This is a genomic window from Planomonospora antibiotica, assembly GCF_014647955.1.
GTDB classification, from domain to species: domain Bacteria; phylum Actinomycetota; class Actinomycetes; order Streptosporangiales; family Streptosporangiaceae; genus Planomonospora; species Planomonospora parontospora.
The window spans coordinates 21,908-43,790 of the sequence record NZ_BMQE01000034.1 but is presented as its reverse complement, the minus strand read 5'-3'; the positions used below and the strand labels follow the sequence as shown (position 1 = coordinate 43,790).

The following is a 21,883-nucleotide window of genomic DNA, read 5'->3' as shown; positions in this document are numbered from 1 at the left end:
CCTGCGGGAGCCGCCGGTCGGACGCCGACCGGCGGCGATCACACGTCCTCTTCACCGTTGTTAACAAGGTGGAAGCAAACGACGCACCGGGAGCCGGTAGGTTTACCTCCTAACGCACGCGCTTCGCCATTCGTCGTGAACGGGAGATCTGTCGTCATGTCGTCGCCCTATCTGCTCGGCCTGCGTCTCTCCGGGCGGCGGGTGCTCGTCGTGGGGGGAGGCCGCGTCGCCCAGCGGCGGGTGCCCGCCCTGCTCGACGCCGGTGCCCTGGTCACCGTCGTCTCCACGAGCGTCACGCACGCCCTCGACGACCTCATCGCGACCGGCCGCGTGACCTGGGAGTCCAGGCCGTACCAGGTGGGAGACCTGGACGGGGCCTGGCTGGTGCACGCCTGCACCGACGACAGGGCGGTGAACGCGGCGGTGGCCGCCGAGGCCGAGGCCAAGCGGATCTGGTGCGTGCGCGCCGACGACAAGGACGCGTCGGCGGCGTGGACCCCGGCCAGCGGCCGGGTGGACGAGATCGGTGTGGCGATCACCGCGGGCGGCGACCCCCGGCGGGCGGCGGGGATCCGGGACGCCGTGGTCGGAGCGCTCCGCGACGGCACCGTCGACGCCCGGCGCAACCGGACCAAGCCGGTCGGCGTCGCGCTGGTCGGAGGAGGCCCGGGCGACCCCGGCCTGATCACGGTCCGCGGGCGGCAGCTGCTCGCCCAGGCCGACGTCGTCGTGGCCGACCGGCTGGCCCCGCAGGCACTGCTCGACGAGCTCTCGCCGGACGTCGAGCTGATCGACGCGGCGAAGATCCCCTACGGCCGCTACCTGGCCCAGGAGAAGATCAACGAGCTGCTGGTCGAGCACGCCCGGAAGGGCAGGTTCGTCGTCCGGCTCAAGGGCGGCGACCCGTTCGTCTTCGGCCGGGGCGGCGAGGAGATGCTCGCCTGCGCCCGGGCGGGGATCCCGGTCGTCGTGGTCCCGGGGATCACGAGCCCGGTCGCGGTGCCCGCCGCGGCGGGCGTGCCCGTCACGCACCGCGGGGTGAGCCAGGAGTTCCACGTCATCTCGGTGCACGTCCCGCCGGGCGACGAGAGGTCCACGGTCGACTGGCCGAACCTGGCCCGATCGGCGGGAACGCTGGTGCTCATGATGGCCGTCGAGCGGATCGCGGTGATCGCCGAAACCCTGATCCGTGAGGGACGTTCGCCGGAAACTCCCGTAATGGTGGTACAGGACGGTACTCTTCCCACCCAGCGTGCTCTTCACGCCACGCTGTCCAGCGTGGCGGAGCGTGTGACCGCGGCTGGGATTCGGCCACCGGCGATCGTGATCGTCGGCGACGTCGTGAAAGTCGGCCAGGAGGTCGAGATGGTTCGAGCGGAGCGGGTTCCGTGAAACCGGCTGCCGACAAGCCCGTGCGCCCGGCCGAGGACGGCCGCCGGGACGACGCCGTCCGCGAGGAGGATCCGGAGGGTGCCTTCCCGGGCCGCGCGGAGACCCCCGGGGAGCAGACGCTGGCCTTCCAGGCGATCCGTGCCGACGAGGAGGACGCGCCCACCGGGGCCGCGGAGGCGGAGGACACCGGAGACGCGCCCGCCGCTCCCGGTGCGGACGGCGGAGAGGCCGCCGGGACGCCCTCCGCCGAGGGACGTCCCGGGGACGAGGCTCCCGGGGCCGGGCGCTCCGCGGAGGAGCGCTCCCAGCAGACGTCCCCCGGGAACGGGCCGGATTCCGCGCCGGACGACGGCGAGGCGGATCAGGTCGGCCCCGGCGGAGCGGATGACCCCGCCGACCCGGATGACCCCGCCGACCCGGACGACTCCGCCGACCCGGACGACTCCGGCGACCCGGACGGTCCGGACGACGACGCCGTGGTGGTGGTCGCGGACCTCGACGGGTCCGCAGAGGGGAGCGGCGCGGCCCCCGAGGAGCGGGTCCAGGACAAGCCGCTGCCCGACGAGGTCTCCGAGGCGCTGACCGGCGCGCTCGCGGCGCTGCGCGACAGCGTCACCGATCTCGCCTTCGGCCTGGACCTGCCCGGCGTGGAGGAGGCGAGGAAGGCCAGGGCCGAGATCCTGGCGCAGCTCGACGACTACGTGATCCCCCGGATCCACATGAGCACCGCGCCGGCGCTCATCGTCGTCGCGGGCTCCACCGGCGCCGGAAAGTCCACCCTGTTCAACACCCTGGCCAACGCCAACGTCAGCCCCACCGGCGTCCGCCGGCCGACCACCGGGACCCCCGTCCTCGCCTGCCACCCCGACGACCACGAGTGGTTCGCCGAGGGCGGTCTGCTCGGCGGCCTGGAACGGAGGGGGGCGTCCGAACCCGGGACGGGAACGGACGGGCTCGTGCTCGTCACCACCGAGCGGCTGCCTCCGGGTGTGGCACTGCTCGACACCCCCGACATCGACTCGGTGGTGGAGGCGCACCACGAGATCGCCCACCGCATGCTCGACGCGGCCGATCTGTGGATCTTCGTCACCACCGCGGCCCGGTACGCCGACGCCCCGGCCTGGCGGCTGCTCCGGCTGGCCAAGGAGCGCGGAGCCCGGCTGGCGATCGTGCTCTCCCGCGTCCCGGCCAGGTCGCGCGAGGTGGTCACCAAGCACTTCGTGCGCATGCTCACCGAGTACGGCCTCGGCCAGGTGGACCGCTTCGTCATCAACGAGAGCAAGGCCGCCGACGGGATGCTGCCCGACCACGAGGTCACCGAGCTCCGGCTCTGGCTGACCGAGCTGTCGGTGGACGACCGGCGGCGGGCGCAGGCCGTACAGGCGACGCTGGCCGGAGTGCTCGACAGCTTCCGGGCCCGGGTCCCCGCCCTGGCCAGGCAGCTGGAGGTCCAGCTGGCCCTGCGCGCCGAGCTCCGGGGCGACGTGGACGCCGCGTACGGCGGGGCGATGGCCGAGATCGACGAGGCGACGAGGAACGGCTCCCTGCTCCGCGGGGAGGTGCTCGCCCGGTGGCAGGACTTCATCGGGTCGGGAGACCTCATGCGGACCCTGCACCTGCGCAAGCCCGGCCGGTTCGCCGGGAAGGCGAGTCACCAGGGCCCCGAGCGGCTCAGCGCGCTGAAGACCGCGCTCCGGACCGGCCTGGAGTCGGTCGTGGTCTCCGCGGCCCAGCGCGCCGCCGAGGAGACCGTGGCACGCTGGCTGAACCGGCCCGGCGCGGGGGAGACCCTGGCCGCCGTACCGGGCCTCGGGGAGCCCTCCGACGACCTGCCGCGCCGGGTCGGCCGGGCCGTGGCGGCCTGGCAGGACCACCTCGTCGGACTGATCCGCACGGAGGGCGTGACCAAGCGGTCGGTGGCCAGGCTGGTCTCGTTCGACGCGGACTCCCTCGCGGTGATCCTCGCGATCGGGATGTTCGGCTACGGCACCGCCGAAGTCGAGGTCGCGGGCAAGAGCGCCCTGCCGCAGCGGCTGCTGCACGCACTGCTCGGTGCGGAGTCCCTGCGCAACATCAGCGCCAAGGCCCGCAGCGATCTCCGTACCCGGATCGGCACGCTGTTCGACGACGAGGTCTGGCGCTACGTCCAGGCCCTCGACGGCGCGGGCGTCCCCGACGAGTCCGCGGCCACCCGTCTCTACCAGGCAATGTACAACCTTGAGGTCGCCCGATGAGGAGTGAGTCCCGCGCCGCGTGCGCCGGAACCGCCGTGTGCGCATCCGTCATGACGGCCGGTGAGGCCCGCCGGGAACGCAGGGTCCGCAGGTCCGCCCGGCCGGCGGTTCCCGTGCCGGCCGCGGGCCGTACCGCGAACGAGGGGCGGTGGCGACGATGACCGGCACCATCGGCACCGTCCAGACGCGGCAGGGACTCGGCGGCCGGCTCGCCGCGGTCGCCCGGATCGTGGAGCTGGGACCGGGCAGAGTCGACCCCAAGGTCCTCACGGAGGCGGGTCAGCTGCTGCTGCGCGCCGGTGACCGGCTCAAGCTCTCCCCCGACCACACGGTGGTCGCCCTCGCCGGAGGCACCGGCAGCGGCAAGTCGTCGCTTTTCAACGCCGTATCCGGGCTGGAGCTGTCGCCCACCGGGGTGCGGCGGCCCACCACGGCGCGCACCCACGCGTGCGTCTGGGGCCTGGAGGGCGCCGGACCGCTGCTCGACTGGCTGCAGATCCAGTGGCGGCACCGCTTCGCCAGGGCCAGCGCCCTCGACAAGGGCGAGAGCGGGCTGCACGGCCTGGTCCTGCTCGACCTGCCCGACCACGACTCCATCCGGGCGCTCACCGACACCGAGGCCGACCGGCTGATCCAGGTGGCCGACCTGGTCGTCTGGGTGCTGGACCCGCAGAAGTACGCCGACGCGTCCACCCACCGCCGCTACGTGACCGAACTGGCCGGGCACGACGCGGTGACGGTCTTCGTGCTGAACCAGGTCGACCGGCTGAGTCCCGAGGACCTGGCCGAGTGCGTCGCCGACCTGGAGGACCTGCTCCGCCGCGAAGGGCTCGAGAACCCCGTCATCGTGACGACCTCCGCGACCACGGGCAGGGGCGTCGACAACCTCAAGGCCGTCCTCTCCGACGCCGTGGTCCGGCGCCGGGCCGCGATCCAGCGATTGGAGGCCGACCTCGACCGGCTGGTCCGGCGCCTGGCGAAGGCGATGCCCGCCGAAGGCGTCCCTTCCTCGCCCGCCTCCGTCGACGACGCCCGCCGGATCGGGCTGACCGACGCGCTCTGCGACGCGGTCGGCGTGCCGGCCGTCGGAGAGGCGATGGAGAACGTGTACGGCGTGCGGTCGACCGAATGGGTCGGCTGGCCGTACGCCCGCTGGATCACGAAGCTCCGCCCCGACCCGCTCGACAGCCTGCGCCTGGGCGACCTCCGGGACGAGATCCGGGGCCTGAGCGGCGGCGCGGTGAGCGCGCAGCCCGCGGAGGTGGACAACGCGGTCCAGGCCCTGTCGGACGGCCTCACCACGGGCATGCACGAAGCCTGGAGGAATGCGGTCCGGGACGCCGCGCGCTCCCGTTCGGCGCAGTTGCCGAAGGCGCTGTCGGAGGAGCTGACGGAGATCGCCCCCCGCCTGGACCGGGTGCCCGCCTGGTGGCGGGCCCTGCTCGTCTGGCAGTACACGCTGGTACTGCTCTTCGTCGCGGGTGTCGCCTGGGTCGGCACGGCCCTGGCCTACGGGGTGTTCGCGGTGGGGGAGATCCCGGAGGGCCTGGCGTTCTTCGGTGACGCCGCCGCGCTGCCGTGGGTCGTCCTGATGCTGCTCTCCGTTCTCGGCCTGGGCCTGCTCACCGCCGTGGCCAGCCGGAACTTCGTGGTGCTGGGCGCGGCGGGCGAGCGCGAGAGGCTGGAGCGCGAGATGCGCCGCAGGGTCGCGGCACTGGCCGAGAGCATGGTGATCGAGCCGGTGGAGCGCGAACTGGCCCGGTACAACGAGTTCTACGCGGCCCTGCGCGCCGTACGCGGCTGATCCCCGGCGGGTGTCGGGTGGCGCGGCTGGACGACCGCCCGGTCCCCGGTCCCCGGTCCCCGGGCGGCGCGGGCGCCGGGGCGCGCGGCCGTCCGGCAGATGGCCGCCGGGTTCCGCGGCGCCTCGTTCCCGGCGGCGGCGCGGCGCCGCCGGTCGTCCACAGGTCCGCCCGCGCCGCGTCCGCTCGTCCACAGCGCGCTCGGCGGAGGCCCGGCACCCGGGCCGCGCGGGCCATCGTGTCTTCCATGCCGCGGGCAGTCCGCCCGCTCTCATGGGAGGCACGATGAACGACATCCACGTCACGCTCACCGGCAACGTCGCGGCCCCGCCGCGCCAGCACACCTTCCCGGACGGGTCGCGGGTCACCTCGCTCAAGGTGGCCTCGACGAACCGCTACTTCGACCGGGAGAACCAGCAGTGGCGCAACGGCGAGACGACCTATTTCGGGGTCCGGTGCTTCCGAGGGCTGGCTGACAACGTTGCCCAATCGGTCCACGTGGGCCAGCCGATCGTCGTCCACGGACGGCTGCGCATCCGGGAGTTCGTCCACGAGGGGGAGCGCCGGTTCATGGCGGAGGTGGAGGCCGGTTCCCTCGGACACGACCTCCGCTGGGGCCTGGGGAGCTTCAGCAAGCCGCAGCGGGGCGGGACGGCCCCGTCGCTGGGCGCGGAGGAGCGCAGCGAGCTCGACCGGGGGACCCACGACTGGGCGCTGGGCGGGGCGTCGGCGGAAGAGCCCGTGCAGAGGCCGTCGCTGGGGGAGCCGCGGGAGCTCGCGGACGGGGCGGTGGCGCGCGGCGGGGAGGCGTCGGCCGAGACCGTCGGCGAACGGGCCGTCGGCTCCGCCGGAGAGACGGTGGCGGGGGACACCGAGGCCATCGGAGAGACGGTGGCAGGGGGCACCGAGGCCGTCGGCTCCGCCGAGGCGGGCGGCCCGGAGTCGGACGGGGTCGCCGACGGAGGGAAGGGCGAGGGTGACGGGGCGGCCGTCCCGGAGTCGAGGAGCGGCAAGCTGTGGCGCGCCGGAGCGCGCATGGCGGCCTGAGGCCGTTCCGCCGGGGTGCGGAGATCTCCCCGGTGCCCGTGCGCATGCCGACGGCGGGGAACGGGGTCCGGGAGGGGCGGGGTCCAGGAGGGGGGCGGAGAGAGAGGCATCGGCCGGACGCGGTCGGTGCCTCGCCCCTGCGGGCGCGGATCACCTGGGGGAAAACGGCCGATGGTCGGGTTCGTCTCAGACGCCGAGGCACCTGTCAGGTCCAGGTCACGCCCCGCAGCATGGCTGCTCCTTTCCCACACGTTCCGGTCGCGTAGAGAGCGATGTCCGTCGCAAGCCACCCGATATGTCGGCTCACTCCGCCCAAGGTAGCGGTTCCCATCGCACGGCGCACACTCCGCAACTATTGTGTTACACATCGTTAGCCAAAGAGGGGGACTGTATGGTGGCGCCCAGTCATACCTCGGCCAAGCCACGTGACGGCGTGGCGACCCTGGCCGGTCGGTGGCCCCTGCTGGGGCAGCGTCGCCCGCTGGTCGTCTACCTCTGCGGGGTCGTGGCCCTGGCTCTGGCCGCGATCGCATTCTCCGCCACGACCAGCGTCCTCCGCTGGTCCGACACGCTGACCTTCACCGCCTTGATGGCGTGCGGAGCGGTCTGCATCGAGGCGACCCGCAGGCTCGGGATGCCCGCCGGGGTCGCCCGCGACCTGCTGTCCGCCTGGTGGCTGCCCGTCGCCCTCCTCCTGCCGCCGGTCTACGCCCTCGTCGCTCCGATCCCGCTCCAGATCCTGCTGCAGAAACGGGTGCGCGAGACGGTCGTCTACCGGAGGGTGTTCAGCTCGGCGGCCATCGGACTGTCCGGCTGCGCGGCCTCGGTGCTGTTCCATGCGGCCGTCGGGGACCCGTCCGCGCTGAGCACCGGCCGGGGATGGCCGATCCTCGTCGCGATCGGCTGCGCGGTCCTGTTCACGGTGCTCAACACCGGGCTGATCGCCGTGGCCGCGCACACCGCCAATCCCGACAGCCGCTGGCGCGAGGTGCTGTGGGACCGGGAGAGCCTGACACTGGACATGGTCGAGCTCTGCCTCGGCGTCATCGTGGCCATCACCTGCGGGATCAACCTGACGCTGCTGGTGCTGGCGCTGCCGCCGGTGGTGCTGCTGCAGCGGAGCCTGCTCCACGCCCAGCTCCAGGCCGCGGCCCGCACCGACGCGAAGACCGGCCTGCTCAACGCCGCCGCCTGGCAGCGCGAGGCGGACACCGAGATCGTCAGGGCCAGGCGGACCGGCGACCCCCTCGCGGTGCTGATCATCGACATCGACCACTTCAAGCGGGTCAACGACAGCTACGGCCACCTGATCGGAGACCAGGTCCTGGTCGGGGTGGCCACGACGCTCCGCAGTCAGCTCCGCGAATACGACGTGGTGGGCCGGTTCGGCGGGGAGGAGTTCGTCGTGCTGCTGCCCGGAGCCGACACGACCGAGGCGCGGCGGGTGGCCGAGCGGCTGCGGTCGCGCATCGGGCGGATGGCGGTCCCGGTCGACGGGAGCATGATCAGCGTGACGATCTCGGCCGGTGTAGCGGTCATGAGCGTGCACGGCAACGATCTGATCGAGCTGCTCGCGGTGGCCGATCTGGCCCTCTACCACGCCAAGGAGCTCGGCCGTGACCGGATCTACCTGCCGGCCACGTCGTCCGTGCCGCCCGCGCAGCCGTCCGGCCCGCAGGACGCCCCTAGCTGACCTCCGCAGGGCCTAAGCTAGAAGGCATGCCGGAGTACATCTACACACTGCAGCGCGTGCGCAAGGCGCACGGTGACAAGGTCGTCCTCGATGACGTGACGCTGTCGTTCCTGCCGGGCGCGAAGATCGGCGTGCTGGGCCCCAACGGCACCGGAAAGTCGACGCTGCTGAAGATGATGGCGGGCCTGGAGCAGCCGTCCAACGGCGACGCCCGGCTCATGCCCGGCTTCACCGTCGGCATGCTGCAGCAGGAGCCCCCCCTCAACGAGTCCAAGACCGTGCTCGGCAACGTCCAGGAGGGCGTCGCCGAGACCAAGGCCATGCTCGACCGGTTCAACGAGATCGCCGAGCTGATGGCCACCGACTACAGCGACGAGCTGCTGGAGGAGATGGGCAAGCTCCAGGACGCCCTGGACCACCGCAACGGGTGGGACCTCGACAGCCAGCTGGAGCAGGCGATGGACGCGCTCCGCTGCCCGCCCCCGGACGCCGAGGTCACCCAGCTGTCGGGTGGTGAGCGCCGCCGGGTCGCGCTCTGCAAGCTGCTGCTGGAGCAGCCCGACCTGCTCCTGCTCGACGAGCCCACCAACCACCTCGACGCCGAGAGCGTGCAGTGGCTGGAGTCCCACCTGGAGAAGTACCCCGGCACCGTCCTGGCCGTCACCCACGACCGCTACTTCCTGGACAACGTGGCGACCTGGATCCTGGAGCTCGACCGCGGCCGGTGCCACCCCTACGAGGGCAACTACTCCACCTACCTGGAGGCCAAGGCCGCCCGGCTCAAGCTCGAGGGTCAGAAGGACGCCAAGCGCAAGAAGCGCCTGGAGGACGAGCTGGAGTGGGTGCGCTCCAACCCCAAGGCCCGCCAGACCAAGAGCAAGGCCCGTCTCCAGCGCTACGAGGAGATGGCCGCCGAGGCGGACAAGCACCGCAAGCTCGACTTCGAGGAGATCCAGATCCCGCCGGGCCCGCGCCTGGGCACCACGGTCATCCGCGCCGAGAAGCTCACCAAGGGCTTCGAGGACCGGCTCCTGATGGACGGTCTCACCTTCGACCTGCCCCGCAACGGCATCGTCGGCGTGATCGGCCCGAACGGCGTCGGCAAGACCACGCTCTTCCGCATGATCACCGGTGGTGAGACGCCGGACAGCGGTGAGATCGTCATCGGCGACACCGTCAAGATCTCCTACGCCGACCAGAGCCGCGGCGGCATCGACCCGAAGAAGAACGTCTGGGAGGTCGTCTCCGACGGGCTCGACCACATCAAGGTCGGCCAGGTCGAGATGCCGTCCCGCGCCTACATCGCCGCGTTCGGCTTCAAGGGCCCGGACCAGCAGAAGAAGGCCGCGGTCCTGTCCGGCGGCGAGCGCAACCGCCTCAACCTGGCGCTGACCCTCAAGCAGGGCGGCAACGTGCTCCTGCTCGACGAGCCCACCAACGACCTGGACACCGAGACGCTCTCCAGCCTGGAGAACGCGTTGCTCGACTTCCCCGGCTGCGCGGTCATCACCTCGCACGACCGGTGGTTCCTCGACCGCATCGCGACCCACATCCTGGCCTGGGAAGAGGGCTCGAACTGGTTCTGGTTCGAGGGCAACTTCGCCGACTACGAGAAGAACAAGATCGAGCGGCTGGGCGCCGACGCGGCCCGCCCGCACCGGGTGACCTACCGCAAGCTCACTCGCGACTGACCGGCCCGCCGCGGTCCCCGCAACCCCGCCGCCGGGCGGAGGCGGCGGGGACCGCTACGGTTCTCGGTGTGCTCGAACAAACCACGAACGACACGGACCGCGCGCACCGGCACGTCTTCCCCCGGGCCGTCAGGTTCGCCGACATCGACGCGCTGGGTCATGTCAACAACGTGCGGTTCTTCGACTACCTGGAGGACGCCCGCCTCGGGCTGTTCCACGTCGATCCCCACCGGGAGGGCCTCGCCCCGTTCCAGGGGCTCGTCGTGGCCAGGCACGAGATCGACTACCGGCGGCCCCTCACCTTCCGGCCCGACCCGGTCAGGGTGGAGACCTGGGTGACCGAGATCCGCCCGGTGCGCTTCACCCTCGACTACGAGATCCGCGACGACGACGAGGTCTTCGTCCGGGCCCGCTCGATCCTCGTGGCCTACGACGTGGCCAAGGGCGCCCCCCGGCGGCTGAACCAGGATGAGATCGCCTACCTGAGCAGGTTCACCGCGGAAGGCCCGCAGGACGCCGGATCCAGATGATCGAATGACATCTCCGGCATGTCGTGAAAGGTGATGATGGGGGCATGACGGAGAACACTCTCGCCTCCGAGTGGGGCGTCGAACGCGCCGACCTGACCGCCTACCTCCGGAGGATCGGCCACCAGGGCCCGCTCGACCCCACCGCGGAGACCCTGCGCACGCTGCACCGCGCCCACGTGACGGCGATCCCGTTCGAGAACCTCGACGTGATCCTGGGCCGCGGCGTCCGGCTCGACATCGCCAGCCTCCAGGGCAAACTGGTGGATTCCCGGCGTGGCGGCTACTGCTACGAGCAGAACCTGCTCTTCGCCGCAGTGCTGGAACGGCTCGGCTACCCGGTGACCCGGCTGCTGGCCAGGGTCAGGATGGGCGAGGACCGGCGGCGCCCGCGCTCGCACGCCATGCTCCTGGTCGAGGTCGAGGGCACGACCCATCTGGCCGACGTGGGATTCGGCGGAGACGGGCTGCTGGAGCCCGTGCCGCTCGCCGACGGGGCGCTCTCCTCGGTGGACGGCTGGGACTGGCGGCTCGGCAGGGACGGCGACGAGTGGGTGCTGCACGCCCTGCGCCCGGAAGGCTGGATCGCGCTGTACTCCTTCCGCGTCGAGACGCACTATCCGGCGGACTTCGAGGTGGCCAACCACTACACCTCCACCGTCCCCACCTCGCCGTTCGTCAGGCACCCGATCGTCCAGCACACGGCCGCGGGTGCCCGCCGCCGGCTGCAGGGCCTCGAACTCGACGGGGAGCGACTGGAGCCGGGGAAGCTGCACGCCGTACTGGAGGAGGTCTTCGGCATCGGCCTGGAGGTCGGCGAGGCGGAGGTCCTGGCCGGCCGCGCCCTGGCCGCTCAGGACGCGGGGTAGCACAGCCGGGGACGGGTGCCCTGGCCGCTCAGGACGCGCGTGGCCCGGCCGGGGACGGGGCGCCGGAGAGGCCGGACTCCGTCCCCGGGCGGCGCGGGGCGCTACGGCGTGTGCAGCCAGGCCGCCGTGTCCGGGAGGAGCAGGTGGCCCTCCACCGGGGCGCTGCCGATCAGGACCCGGTCGTGCGGCGGGAGCGGCACCGGCTCCGAGCCGCAGTTGACGACGCACGTCAGCGGGCCGCGGGCGAAGAAGAGCGCGTCCTCGGGGGAGTCCAGCCAGGTGACCAGGTCGGGGAGCGTGCCGCGCAGCGACCGCCGGGCCCGCAGCGCCTGCCGGTAGAAGGCGAGCGTCGAACCGGGGTCGTTCGACTGGCGCTCGGCCGTCAGCGCGGCCCACTCCGCCGGCTGGGGAAGCCACGGCGCCACACCCTCGGGGGAGAACCCGTACGGCTCGGCGGCACCGGACCACGGGAGGGGGACGCGGCATCCGTCCCGGCCGGGGAGCGTGCCCTCCGAGCGGATGAAGATGGGGTCCTGGCGGACCTCAGGGGGAAGATCCGTCACCTCCGGGAGGCCGAGTTCCTCCCCCTGGTAGAGATATGCCGACCCGGGCAGGGCGAGCATGGCCAGGAGCGCGGCCCGTCCCCGGGCGAGCCCGGTGGTCGAGGCGGGCAGTCCCTCACCGTAGCGGGTGACGTGGCGGACCACGTCGTGGTTGGAGAGCACCCAGGTGTGCGCCTCCCCCGTGGCCAGGGTGTCGTCGATGACCTTGCGGAACGCCGTAGCCGACCAGGGCGCCTGCAGCCAGGCGAAGTTGAAGCTCTGGTGCAGCTCGTCCGGGCGGACGTAGCGCGCGAGGTCCTCGGCGGAGTCGGTCCACACCTCCCCGACGGCCATCCGCTCGCCCTCGTAGGAGTCGAGCACCTTGCGCCACTCCCGGTAGACCTCGTGGACCTCCGGGCGGCTCCAGATGGGCGACTCGGACGTGAACGCCTGGCCCTCGGGCGGGGTGTCGGGCAGCCCTTCGGCCTTGTACAGGCCCATCGCCACGTCGATCCTGAACCCGTCCACCCCCCGGTCCAGCCAGAACCGCAGCACGTCGAGGAACTCGGCGTGTACCTCGGGGTTGCGCCAGTTGAAGTCCGGCTGGGAGGAGTCGAACAGGTGCAGGTACCACTGCCCGTCGGGGAGCCGGGTCCAGGCCGGGCCGCTGAAGGTCGACTGCCAGTTGTTGGGCGGCAGCTCGCCGCCGTCCCGGAAGACGTAGCGGTCGCGGCCCTCGCCCCGCAGGGCCGCCTGGAACCACGGATGTTCCGAGGAGCTGTGGTTGGGCACGATGTCCACGAGCACCCGCAGGCCGAGGCGGTGGGCCTCGGCCACCATCGCGTCGAAGTCGTCCAGGGTGCCGAACAGCGGGTCCACGTCCCTGTAGTCGGCCACGTCGTAGCCGCCGTCGGCCATGGGGGAACGGTAGAAGGGGGTCAGCCAGATCGCGTCCACGCCGAGCTCGGCGAGGTACGGCAGGCGCTGCCGGACGCCGGCCAGGTCGCCGACGCCGTCTCCCGAGGCGTCGGCGAAGCTGCGAACGTAGATCTCATAGACGACGGCATCACGCCACCAGGGGATTTCCATGTGTGGGGGTTGCCCCGGCCCGGCGGCCTTTATGCGTCGGGCGCGTCACGCGTCGGGCGCGTTGACCATGCTGTGCGCCGCATAGACGAGATAGTCCCACAGGCGCTTCTCCAGCTCCTCGGGGAGCTCCAGGGAGAGCACGGCGTCGTGCATGTGCCGCAGCCACGCGTCCCGCTCGGCGCCCCCGATCACGAACGGGTTGTGCCGCATCCTCAGCCGGGGGTGGCCGCGCCGCTCGCTGTAGGTGCCCGGCCCGCCCCAGTACTGCATCAGGAACAGGCTCAGCCGGTCCTCGGCCCCCGCCAGGTCCTCCGCGGGGTACATCGGCCACAGCAGCGGGTCGTCCACGACCCCCTGGTAGAAGCGGCGGACGAGACGGCGGAAGGTCTCCTCACCGCCGACGGCGTCGTAGAACGACTGGGATTCCTCGGTGGTACCTGACACGGTTTCAGCCTAAGGGGTCATCCGGCGGGCATCGCCCGCCGCGCGGGTCAGCCGGCGATCGTGATGGACGCCCGGTCCAGGGCGGCCTTCACCCGCAGGCGGATCTCCCGGGCGACCTCCGCCTGGCGGGACGGGATCGTCTTGGCGCTGATCCGGAAGACCACGGCGGTGTCGGAGATCTGCTCGATCCCCCAGACCTGCGGCTCCTCGACGATGACGGAGTCGCGGAAGGCGGGGTCCTCCCACATCTCCTCGGCGACCTGAGAGAGGATCTCGCGGACCGCCGGCACCTCGGCGCTGTAGGCGACCGGGACGTCCACGGTCGCGCGGGACCAGCCCTGGGACTCGTTCCCGACCCGGGTGATGGTGCCGTTGCGGACGTACCAGACGCGGCCGTCGGCGTCCCGCAGACGGGTGATGCGCAGGGTGACGGCCTCCACGGTGCCGGTCGCGGGACCGGCGTCGATCACGTCGCCCACGCCGTACTGGTCCTCCAGGAGCATGAACATGCCCGCGATGAAGTCCTTGACGAGCTCCTGGGCGCCGAAGCCGAGGGCCACGCCGATGATGCCGACGCTGGTCAGCAGGGGGGCGATCGGGACGGAGAGCCGCTCCAGGACGGTGAGGATCGCGGTGCCGATGATGACGATCGAGGAGACCGAGCGCAGCACCGAGCCGATGGTCTCCGAGCGCTGCCTGCGCCGCTCCGCGGCGACCGCGTCGAGTCCCTCCGGCTGCACCGTCTGCCGGCCCCGCAGCCGCCCGGCGATCGAGGAGTTGCCCGAGGAGGCGCGCCGTACCACCCGGGTGATCAGGCGGTGGGAGACGTTGCGCAGGACGAAGGCGACCAGCATGATCAGCGAGATGGCGATCAGGCCGCCGATCACGGGAGCCCAGGCCGCGGGCAGGACGGAGGACACGAGGTCGCAGACTATGTCGGCCTCGCCGTTGCTCTTGCACGCCCTGCTCAGTCCTTCGGTCATCTGGAGGGGGAGTTCCAGGACCGAGGTGCCGGGTGTCGATGAGGGGGCCGGGGTCGGCGACGGGGTGGGAGAAGGGCTGGGGGACAGCAGGAACACGGAGAGGATCCCTCCCGGATCGGTTCGGTCGGCAATGGGGAAGTCATCGACGCCCCCAATATTGCCGACAGAACCGGCCGCCGTCACATCACGCCGGGGAAGACGGGGGCGTCCGGTCCGGGGCCGCGGGGGGCGGATCCGGACGCTCCGGTGGCGTACGGCACGGACGGGGCACGCACCCGGAAGCGTGTCCCGTACCGCTACGCGGGAGGGATCTCTCCCCGATCACCGTCCGGGAGGACCCGGACGGCGGCTCTGTGTTCCGAAGCCGGCGGGGTGCCCAGCGTCCGAGGACGCTCCGCACCGGTCACCCCGCCGGCCCGGCCGGGCCGCGGTGGGCGCGGCGGACCGGTACGGCTGCGCTCCGTGCCGGTCCGCCGCCGTCGTCAATCCCCCACCGCGGCGAGTACGCGTGCGACCTTGGTCGCGGCACCGGCGGGGTCCTCCGCCGTGTGCATCCGCTCGCCCCAGGACCACCAGTAGTACCAGTCGGGATGGCTGGGCGCGGCTTGGGCGCGGCAGGTGACGTTCTCCGCCAGGCTGGTCGCGTTCGGGTTGATCACGCGGACGAACACGCGACCCGTCTGGCTCCGCACCACGCGGGCGTGCAACCCCCGAGCGCCCAGTTCTGACACCAATCGCTCCAGATGTGCGAAGTCGTCTCCCTGCACCTCGTCCCTCCTCCTTGGGTTCGGCCGGCACCGAATCGCATTCTTGCGATCAGGCGAATCGGTGCTGGTCGGCCAAAGATGTCTCACGGCGGCGCTGCGGTCAACGGCGTGAAACCCAAGATCAGGGTGGACGTTCTCCCAAGTAGGTTGAAAGAAGCAGTCCGGGGGGAGACGATCCTTAGCCGATGGCTCTATTCGCTGGTTCCGGATGAGTCAAAGGTGGTCCATCATTCTCAGTAGGCGCAGTGCGACGCTATGGTCACACTGAGTCATCAGGAGAGGACCGGTCAGGACATGTAAGTGTGCCAGCCCGCCCAGCTGGTCACGAGAGAGGGGCCGGTATGTCCGGCAGGCAGCACAGAGAGACAGAGCTGGCGCGGCGGATCCGAGCCCGGGGTCTGGCCACGGGACGAGGCTCGGCGCAGATAGCCGAGGAGATCCACGAGAAGTGCGGTCCGCAGTTCGGGACCACGCGGATCAAGGGTCATCGTCTCGCGCACGGCATCGCGCTCGCCGACGTGATCGAACAGGTCAGGGCGCTGTTCGAGCGCGACGGCAAGCCGGCGCCCGGCATCGGGGAGACGCTTCTGTCCGCCTACGAGAGCGGGCTGAAGCGGCCCGGCCCCGAATACCTCCACTATCTGTGCACCGTCTACCGGGTAGAACCGGTCGCCCTTGGATACGAGGGCCCGTGCATCTGCGGCCACGGCCACAAGATGCCCGGTGTCGTCCGAGGCGATCTCCAGGATGAGAAACCCGATACTTCCCCTGGGCCGCGCGAGCGGTGGATCCCACCTCAGGTCGACAGTGACCCTACGGTGGACGGGGGCGAGGAGGACGAGAACGTGCTACGGAGAACGCTTCTGGGCCTTCTGGCCGGCGGCAGTGTCGCCCTGGACGGCCAGGTGCTCGGATCGGTGGACAACATACGCAGGAGGATGGACGGCACCCTGGTGTCGGCCACGGTCTCCCCGGCGATGCTCGACCAGTGGGAGGAGGCCGCCGTCGGCTTCGGCCGGCAGTACATGAACACGCCGCCGCTCCGCCTGCTGTGCGACGTGCTGCTGGAGTTCAGCGCCGTGCGCAAGGCGATGGAGCGGCGGCAGCCGGTGGACCTGCAGGAACGGCTCTGCCGGATGGCGGCGCAGCTGTCCGGGCTCAGCGGCATGATCATGATCAATCTGGGCGACCACCGGATGGCCCGGTCCTTCTTCAGGACCGGCAGGATGGCGGCGGACGAGACCGGGGACCGCGCGCTGCGGGCCTGGGTCACGGCCCGCGAGGCGCTGGTCCCGCTCTACTACGGCGACCCGCGCGAGGCGCTCAACCTCGCCAAGAAGAGCGGTGACCTGGCCGGTCAGACCCCGTGCGCGGCTCAGGCCATGGCGCCGGTGGTCGAGGCCCGGGCGCTGGCGATGCTCTCGGGCTCGGGGAAGAAGGACGTGGTCGACCAGGCCAAGCGGGCGCTGTCCCGGGCCAGGGCGGCGTTCTCCCAGATGACCGCCGACCAGAAGGAGGACGCGGCCTTCGGCTACACCGAGCGCCAGCTCTACTTCCACCAGGGCGACGCCCTGGTCAGGCTGGGTCAGGCGATGGAGGCCGATCTCATCCTCGAGCAGGCTCTCACCAAGTACGGTCCCTCCGACTGGCTCGACCCCACATTGATCAGGCTTGACCGGGCCAGGTGCAAGCTGATGGAGGGCGACGTCGAGGAGGCGCTCACCATCGCCCAGGCGACGATCGAAGGCCTGGTCGACGGGTGCAGGCCGGACATCCTCATGCAGCGTGCGCAGGAGGTGGCGAGGGCGGTCGAGGCCAAGGCCCCCGGCCACCCCCGCCTCAAGACGTATCTGGAGGCGCTGCGCACCGCCTCGGTGACCGAGCTCGAAGTGCCGACTGCATGAGCCTCAGGGTCAGGCGCTACCGCTGGTCCGACCTCGAGGCCGTCTGCGCGCTGCACCAGATCTGCCTCGCGCAGGTCGGACTCGCCCCCGGAGACGGCGTCTGGTACGACGACGACTTCCCGCGGATCAACGAGGTCTACCTCGCGGACCGGGGGGAGTTCCTGGTGGGGGAGATCGGCGGCCGCGTGGCGGCGATGGGCGGGCTGCGCCGGATCGACGACGAAACGGCCGAGATGTGCCGGCTCCGGGTGCATCCGGAGTTCCAGCGGCGGGGGCACGGCGCCCGGATGGTCCTCTCCCTGGAGGCCCGGGCGGTCGAGCTGGGCTATGTCCGGCTCCTCTGCGACACCACGCTGAACCAGCATGCCGCGATCGGGCTCTATCGCAAGTACGGCTGGCGTGAGATCCGCAGGGAGGAGCGCGGGGGATACGTCGTACTGTATTGGGAGAAGGACCTGAAAGACGCGATGTCCGTCCTGCCTAAATAATGCCAATGCTGTACTGATCCGTTTTTCGTCATTGCGATTCCAGGAAATGTCGGAATACTTACTCTTCGTACCCATGTCGATTTTTGGGGGTGCGATGAAAAGGATCATCGTGCACAAGCCCGGTGTCGCCCGGCTGAGCGGTGCCGCCAGCGCTACGCACGTGGGCTGAGCCGGGCGCGGGTGCCGGCCGGAACGCCCCGGCGCCCGTCCGGGTGCTCCAACCTCCTGCCGGGCGGGCGCCGGTGGCCGCCGCGTGGCCGGGCCTCCCGCCGCCCGTGCGGCTGCTCCATGCCGGAGGGCAGGTCGTCCCTCCACTCCCCTCCGCCGGGACCACCCGGATGCGTCGGTGGTCCGCCTGCCGGGGCCCGGGTCGTCGACGAGCCCTGGAGCCTGGTCGTGTGGGAGCCGGAGCCCTGCCGGCGGTGAAGAGAACCGCCCTCGGGCGGGTGGAGAGAATCACTCCCGGGGGAGTCGTCCTCCCCCTCCGGAAGGGAATGCGTCCCCGGTCGCCTGCGGGATGGACCTGTGGCCATGCCGCCCCGGGTGGAGGATCCTCTCCCGTCGGGGTGGTCCTCTACCTCCTGGTTGAGGATCTTTCCTCCCGCCGCTCGGCTCGTGCCGTGCCGCGATGACCGAGAGCCGCCCGGCGGGCGCAGCTCCTCCCGGAGCCACCGCTCATGGCAGGGACGGCTCTTGCTTTGGGTTGAACGATCGTTTAGTTTATTGAACATGTGTTCAGCACGAGACGACCGTACCGCCAGGGCCGTCATCCGGGACCGGGCGCTGGAGCTGTTCGCGGCGCAGGGGCCCGCTTCGGTGACGGTCCGCCAGATCGCCTCGGCGGCGGAGGTCTCACCCGGCCTCGTCATCCATCACTTCGGTTCGAAGGACGGACTCCGCGCGATGGTGGACGACCACGTGGCGTCGGTGTTCGACGCCCTGTTCGCCGAAGCGGCGAGGGGTGAGTTCGACCTGTCCGACGGAGCGTCCATGGCGGAGGTGCTCCTGTCGGAGCTCCCACCCGATTCACCGGTCCCCGCCTACCTGCGCCGGCTGCTGCTGTCCGGCGATCCCGCAGGGACGGCCGTGTTCCGCCGGTGGTTCGCGGCCAGCAGGGCGATGACCGGGAAGCTCGCCGAGCGCGGGGTCCTCTCCCCGGGCCGGGACCCGGAGGTCCGTACGGCCTTCCTCATGGTCAACGACCTGGTGCTGCTGCTCCTGCGCGACCAGCTCGCCGACGTCCTGGGCGTCGACCCGCTCGCGCCCGAGGGGGCGACCAGGTGGGCGGAGGAGGTGCTGAGCGTCTACCGGGACGGTCTGTTCGGCAAGGGAGAGGAAACGTCATGAAGGTCCTGATCTGCGGCGCCGGAATCGCCGGGCTCACGCTGGGGTGGTGGTTGCGGCGGGCCGGAGCCGAGGTGACGGTCGTCGAGAGGGCGGCCGGGCCGCGCGACGACGGTTACATGATCGATTTCTTCGGAGCCGGCTACGACGTGGCCGAGCGGATGGGCATCCTCACGGAGCTGCACGGCACCTCCGCCGACATCGCCGAGATCGTCTACCTCGACGGGCGAGGCAGACGGGCCGGCGGCCTGAGCTACGACTCCGCCAGGGCGATGGCCGGCGGGCGCGTGCTGAGCATCATGCGCGGCGATCTGGAGAGGATCCTGCGGTCGTCGCTGGACCCCGGCACCGAGATCCGGTACGGCACCAGCGTCACCGCGATCCGGGACGTCCCCGGCGGAGTGGACGTCGAGCTGACCGACGGGGGCGTCCACCGCGCCGACCTCCTGGTGGGAGCCGACGGCCTGCACTCCGTGGTCCGGCGGCTGGTCTTCGGCCCGGAGGAGCGCTACCTGCGCCTGCTCGGCTACCACACGGCCTCCTACCTGGTCCGGGACGCCGGACTGGCGGAAGAGGTGGGCAGGAGGGCTCTCCTGGTGGGCGTGCCGGACCGGCAGGCGGGGATCTACCCGACGCGGGACGGGGACCTCGCCGCGTGGCTGGTCCACGCCTCACCCGGGACGGTCCTGCCCGCCGACACCCGGGCGGAGATCACGTCCCGCTACCGGGGCATGGGCGGCCTGGTGGACCGGGTGCTGGCGCACTGTCCGGAGGGCCCCTACTACGACCAGGTCGCCCAGATCCGGATGCCCGGGTGGACCCGGGGGCGGGTCACCCTGCTCGGCGACGCCGCCCACGCGGTCTCGCTCATGGCGGGCCAGGGGTCGTCGATGGCGATGGCGGGGGCGCACCTGCTCGCCACCGAGCTGCTCGGCGCCGGTGTCGAGGCGGCTCTGGAGCGCTACGAGCGCCGGATGCGCCCGTTCGTCCTGGGCAAGCAGCGAAGCGGCCGTGGGGCCGCCCGCTGGATGGTCCCGCACGAGGCCTGGCGGATAACGCTGCGCAACCGCCTGTTCGGCCTCGCGGACCTGCCCGGCGGCACCGCCGTCATGGGCCGCGCTTTCCGGCGGCTGAGCGCCGGCGTCTGAGCGCGGGGCCCGGGCCGGAACCGTCCACGCAGACCATCCGCGCCGCGGGCCGGTCGCTCACCTCCGCCATCGCTCAGCGCTTCATCGCGCCGTCGGCGATGGCGTCGGCGGCGTCGCCGATGGCGCTCGCGACGACCTCCAGGCGGCGTACCAGCTCGCGCTCCTTCATGGTCTCGGAGGTTATCTCGCCGGAGAAGATCTGGGCGATCTCGTACTGGTACATGCGCTGGAGGGCGCCGCTGGCCTTCTTCACCTCCAGCGCGTCGCCGGTGACCGCCGAGGGCCGGGACGCCAGGTCGTGGACGGCGGTCTCCAGGGCCTCGATCCCGGTGATCACCTGGTCCAGCATGGGCGCGAAGCGCCGCTGCTCGCGCACCCGGTAGAGGTGCGACTCGCGGACGAAGTCCCGCAGGGAGTCCAGGACGTCGTCGATCGAGCGGGACAGCCGGAACATGTCCTCCCGGTCGATCGGGGTGATCAGAGCGCCGGAGAGCTCCTCCACCAGGCGGGCGCGCTCGGTGTCGCCCCGGTGTTCGATCTCCCGCATCATCTCGTGCGCGTCGGACCTGCGGGTGTCGCCGCCGATCATCGCGACGGCCAGCCAGGCGCCCTGCTTGGTCGCCTCCAGCTGCCCGATCAGCGCGTCGGTGAGCGCGCTGTCCATGTGGCCGGTCATCAGGTCCCGGATGCGGCGTAACCGTTTCAAGCGACCACCCCTCTGACGATGAGCGCCGCCGCCGCGGCGAGCAGGCCGCTCACCGGCAACGTCAGCATCCAGGCTAGAACGATCTTCAACGTGGCGTGCCAGCGCACCCGGCCGGCGCTCCCGGTCATCCCTGCTCCGATCAGGGCGCCGGCGATGGTCTGGGTCATGCTCACCGGCGCCCCGAGCGCGGCGCAGCCGAGTACGGCGGTGCCGCTGGCCAGTTCGGCGGTCACCCCGTGCAGCGGCCGCGAGGCGATGATCTCCCGGCTGAGGGTACGGCCGGCACGCGGCAGGCCGTACACGGCGCCGGCCCCGAACATCCCGGCCATCGCGACGCAGGTGGGCAGATGCGCTTCCGAGAAGCCCTGGGCCAGCATGAAGACGGCCAGCATCTTCTGGCCGTCGTTGGCCGCGTACGCCAGGCACTGCAGGGTGAACCCGGCCCGGTGCCACCGCAGCAGCAGGCGGGTGTGGCCCAGCCGCGACAGCGCGCGGCGCACCGGGACCGCCAGCAGCGCGCCGATGAAGGGCGCCGCCAGCGCGACGGCGAGGACGAACAGCACGGTCCGGAGGGGGACGGGCACCCCCCAGCCCAGACCGGCCCCGGTGAGGGCGCCGACGATGGCGAGGGTCAGGCTGGTGGGCCGTCCCCGGTTGCTCAGGACCATGACGACGGCCAGCGCGGACAGGACCGCGACGGACATGACGATCCGCCCGGCGGGACCTCCCACGACCGTCAGGCGGGTGGCGAAGGTGGTCGCGACCCGGTGGGTCACCAGGGGGACCAGCGCGACCGCGGTCATCATCATGAGCACGCCGGTCACCGGCCGGATGCTGGGGATCTTGAGGCCGGTCGCGAGCAGCGCGCCGCCGTCGTTGACCCCGGTGACGATCGCGAACAGCGCCGCGAGCGCCGTCAGCGCGGCGAGGTCCACGGTTCCCACCCCACGTCAGCCGTCCGCGCCTCCGGCTTCCCGAGTGCGGGTCCCGTACGCGGGCTTCGCGTCTGCGTCGGTGTCGTCTCCGTCCGTATCTCGGGGGTGATCGGTCACCGGACATAGATACCCGGAGACCGCGGAACATAGCACCCGGATGCGAGACGGCCGGCGCCGGCCCGGCCGGAGAGCGGCGGGCGGGCCCGCCCCGGCGGCGGACCCGGGTAACCTCGTTCCCGCGGCCGCCGGGACGGACCGGTGCCGGCCGGACGCGGAGA

The 21,883-nt window shown here is 71.8% G+C and carries 18 protein-coding genes; 12 read left to right on the top strand and 6 right to left on the bottom strand.

The features are described from left to right. Nucleotides 1-156: 156 nt before the first annotated feature. The 8 genes from cobA to IEZ06_RS25695 all read left to right on the top strand — a co-directional run bounded on the left by cobA (nucleotide 157) and on the right by IEZ06_RS25695 (nucleotide 11,255). Nucleotides 157-1,392, top strand: a complete 1,236-nt coding sequence (cobA, locus tag IEZ06_RS25730; RefSeq protein ID WP_189239255.1) for a uroporphyrinogen-III C-methyltransferase — start codon at nucleotides 157-159, stop codon at nucleotides 1,390-1,392. Next, nucleotides 1,389-3,626: a GTPase gene (locus tag IEZ06_RS25725; RefSeq protein ID WP_229798677.1), complete on the top strand. Its 2,238-nt coding sequence runs from the start codon at nucleotides 1,389-1,391 to the stop codon at nucleotides 3,624-3,626. Before cobA ends, IEZ06_RS25725 begins: the two co-directional genes overlap by 4 nt. Nucleotides 3,627-3,783: 157 nt before the next feature. After that, complete coding sequence (locus tag IEZ06_RS25720) at nucleotides 3,784-5,430, top strand: YfjP family GTPase (protein WP_189239283.1); 1,647 nt, start codon at nucleotides 3,784-3,786, stop codon at nucleotides 5,428-5,430. 283 nt (nucleotides 5,431-5,713) lie between these two features. After that, entirely contained in the window at nucleotides 5,714-6,475 is a 762-nt protein-coding gene (locus tag IEZ06_RS25715; RefSeq protein ID WP_189239254.1) for a single-stranded DNA-binding protein, read from the top strand. A 391-nt stretch (nucleotides 6,476-6,866) separates the two neighbouring features. Then, the gene (locus IEZ06_RS25710; protein WP_189239253.1) at nucleotides 6,867-8,168 is read left to right on the top strand and encodes a GGDEF domain-containing protein; all 1,302 of its coding nucleotides are present in this window, start codon (nucleotides 6,867-6,869) and stop codon (nucleotides 8,166-8,168) included. A gap of 26 nt (nucleotides 8,169-8,194) precedes the next feature. Next, complete coding sequence (gene ettA / locus IEZ06_RS25705; protein ID WP_189239252.1) at nucleotides 8,195-9,859, top strand: energy-dependent translational throttle protein EttA; 1,665 nt, start codon at nucleotides 8,195-8,197, stop codon at nucleotides 9,857-9,859. A 68-nt stretch (nucleotides 9,860-9,927) separates the two neighbouring features. Next, entirely contained in the window at nucleotides 9,928-10,389 is a 462-nt protein-coding gene (locus IEZ06_RS25700; protein ID WP_189239251.1) for an acyl-CoA thioesterase, read from the top strand. Nucleotides 10,390-10,433: 44 nt separating this feature from the next. Next, a complete protein-coding gene (locus IEZ06_RS25695) occupies nucleotides 10,434-11,255 on the top strand; it encodes an arylamine N-acetyltransferase family protein (RefSeq protein WP_189239250.1) in 822 nt (273 codons plus the stop codon). A gap of 101 nt (nucleotides 11,256-11,356) precedes the next feature. On the opposite strand, the gene IEZ06_RS25690 is transcribed toward IEZ06_RS25695, so the two are convergent. The 4 genes from IEZ06_RS25690 to IEZ06_RS25675 all read right to left on the bottom strand — a co-directional run bounded on the left by IEZ06_RS25690 (nucleotide 11,357) and on the right by IEZ06_RS25675 (nucleotide 14,984). Beyond that, nucleotides 11,357-12,886, bottom strand: a complete 1,530-nt coding sequence (locus IEZ06_RS25690) for a glycoside hydrolase family 13 protein (RefSeq protein ID WP_189239249.1) — start codon at nucleotides 12,884-12,886, stop codon at nucleotides 11,357-11,359. A gap of 45 nt (nucleotides 12,887-12,931) precedes the next feature. Beyond that, a complete protein-coding gene (locus IEZ06_RS25685) occupies nucleotides 12,932-13,330 on the bottom strand; it encodes a globin (protein ID WP_189239248.1) in 399 nt (132 codons plus the stop codon). Nucleotides 13,331-13,377: 47 nt separating this feature from the next. Then, nucleotides 13,378-14,409, bottom strand: coding sequence for a mechanosensitive ion channel family protein (locus IEZ06_RS25680; RefSeq protein ID WP_229798675.1), 1,032 nt, complete (start codon nucleotides 14,407-14,409; stop codon nucleotides 13,378-13,380). Nucleotides 14,410-14,795: 386 nt separating this feature from the next. After that, nucleotides 14,796-14,984, bottom strand: a complete 189-nt coding sequence (locus IEZ06_RS25675) for a hypothetical protein (RefSeq protein WP_229798673.1) — start codon at nucleotides 14,982-14,984, stop codon at nucleotides 14,796-14,798. A 437-nt stretch (nucleotides 14,985-15,421) separates the two neighbouring features. On the opposite strand from IEZ06_RS25675, the gene IEZ06_RS25670 reads away from it, so the two are divergent. From IEZ06_RS25670 to IEZ06_RS25655, 4 genes are all read left to right on the top strand, one after another. Further along, nucleotides 15,422-16,984: an NsdA family TPR-like regulatory protein gene (locus IEZ06_RS25670; protein WP_189239247.1), complete on the top strand. Its 1,563-nt coding sequence runs from the start codon at nucleotides 15,422-15,424 to the stop codon at nucleotides 16,982-16,984. Next, entirely contained in the window at nucleotides 16,981-17,472 is a 492-nt protein-coding gene (locus tag IEZ06_RS25665) for a GNAT family N-acetyltransferase (protein ID WP_189239246.1), read from the top strand. The genes IEZ06_RS25670 and IEZ06_RS25665 overlap by 4 nt, the downstream gene beginning before the upstream one ends. Nucleotides 17,473-18,201: 729 nt before the next feature. Beyond that, entirely contained in the window at nucleotides 18,202-18,819 is a 618-nt protein-coding gene (locus IEZ06_RS25660; protein WP_189239245.1) for a TetR/AcrR family transcriptional regulator, read from the top strand. Continuing rightward, nucleotides 18,816-19,964: an FAD-dependent monooxygenase gene (locus IEZ06_RS25655; protein WP_189239244.1), complete on the top strand. Its 1,149-nt coding sequence runs from the start codon at nucleotides 18,816-18,818 to the stop codon at nucleotides 19,962-19,964. The genes IEZ06_RS25660 and IEZ06_RS25655 overlap by 4 nt, the downstream gene beginning before the upstream one ends. Before the next feature lie 73 nt (nucleotides 19,965-20,037). Here IEZ06_RS25655 and IEZ06_RS25650 read toward each other — a convergent pair whose 3' ends face one another. Continuing rightward, on the bottom strand, nucleotides 20,038-20,670 hold the full coding sequence (locus tag IEZ06_RS25650) for a DUF47 domain-containing protein (protein ID WP_189239243.1): 633 nt from the start codon (nucleotides 20,668-20,670) through the stop codon (nucleotides 20,038-20,040). Beyond that, the gene (locus IEZ06_RS25645; RefSeq protein WP_189239242.1) at nucleotides 20,667-21,605 is read right to left on the bottom strand and encodes an inorganic phosphate transporter; all 939 of its coding nucleotides are present in this window, start codon (nucleotides 21,603-21,605) and stop codon (nucleotides 20,667-20,669) included. The genes IEZ06_RS25650 and IEZ06_RS25645 overlap by 4 nt, the downstream gene beginning before the upstream one ends. Nucleotides 21,606-21,883 lie beyond the last annotated feature (278 nt).

Coding starts and splice junctions, on each gene's coding strand:
- cobA (WP_189239255.1), top strand. CDS start 157: ATGTCGTCGCCCTATCTGCTCGGCCTGCGTCTCTCCGGGCGGCGGGTG.
- IEZ06_RS25720 (WP_189239283.1), top strand. CDS start 3,784: ATGACCGGCACCATCGGCACCGTCCAGACGCGGCAGGGACTCGGCGGC.
- IEZ06_RS25715 (WP_189239254.1), top strand. CDS start 5,714: ATGAACGACATCCACGTCACGCTCACCGGCAACGTCGCGGCCCCGCCG.
- IEZ06_RS25710 (WP_189239253.1), top strand. CDS start 6,867: ATGGTGGCGCCCAGTCATACCTCGGCCAAGCCACGTGACGGCGTGGCG.
- ettA (WP_189239252.1), top strand. CDS start 8,195: ATGCCGGAGTACATCTACACACTGCAGCGCGTGCGCAAGGCGCACGGT.
- IEZ06_RS25695 (WP_189239250.1), top strand. CDS start 10,434: ATGACGGAGAACACTCTCGCCTCCGAGTGGGGCGTCGAACGCGCCGAC.
- IEZ06_RS25690 (WP_189239249.1), bottom strand. CDS start 12,886: ATGGAAATCCCCTGGTGGCGTGATGCCGTCGTCTATGAGATCTACGTT.
- IEZ06_RS25670 (WP_189239247.1), top strand. CDS start 15,422: ATGTCCGGCAGGCAGCACAGAGAGACAGAGCTGGCGCGGCGGATCCGA.
- IEZ06_RS25665 (WP_189239246.1), top strand. CDS start 16,981: ATGAGCCTCAGGGTCAGGCGCTACCGCTGGTCCGACCTCGAGGCCGTC.
- IEZ06_RS25660 (WP_189239245.1), top strand. CDS start 18,202: ATGTGTTCAGCACGAGACGACCGTACCGCCAGGGCCGTCATCCGGGAC.
- IEZ06_RS25655 (WP_189239244.1), top strand. CDS start 18,816: ATGAAGGTCCTGATCTGCGGCGCCGGAATCGCCGGGCTCACGCTGGGG.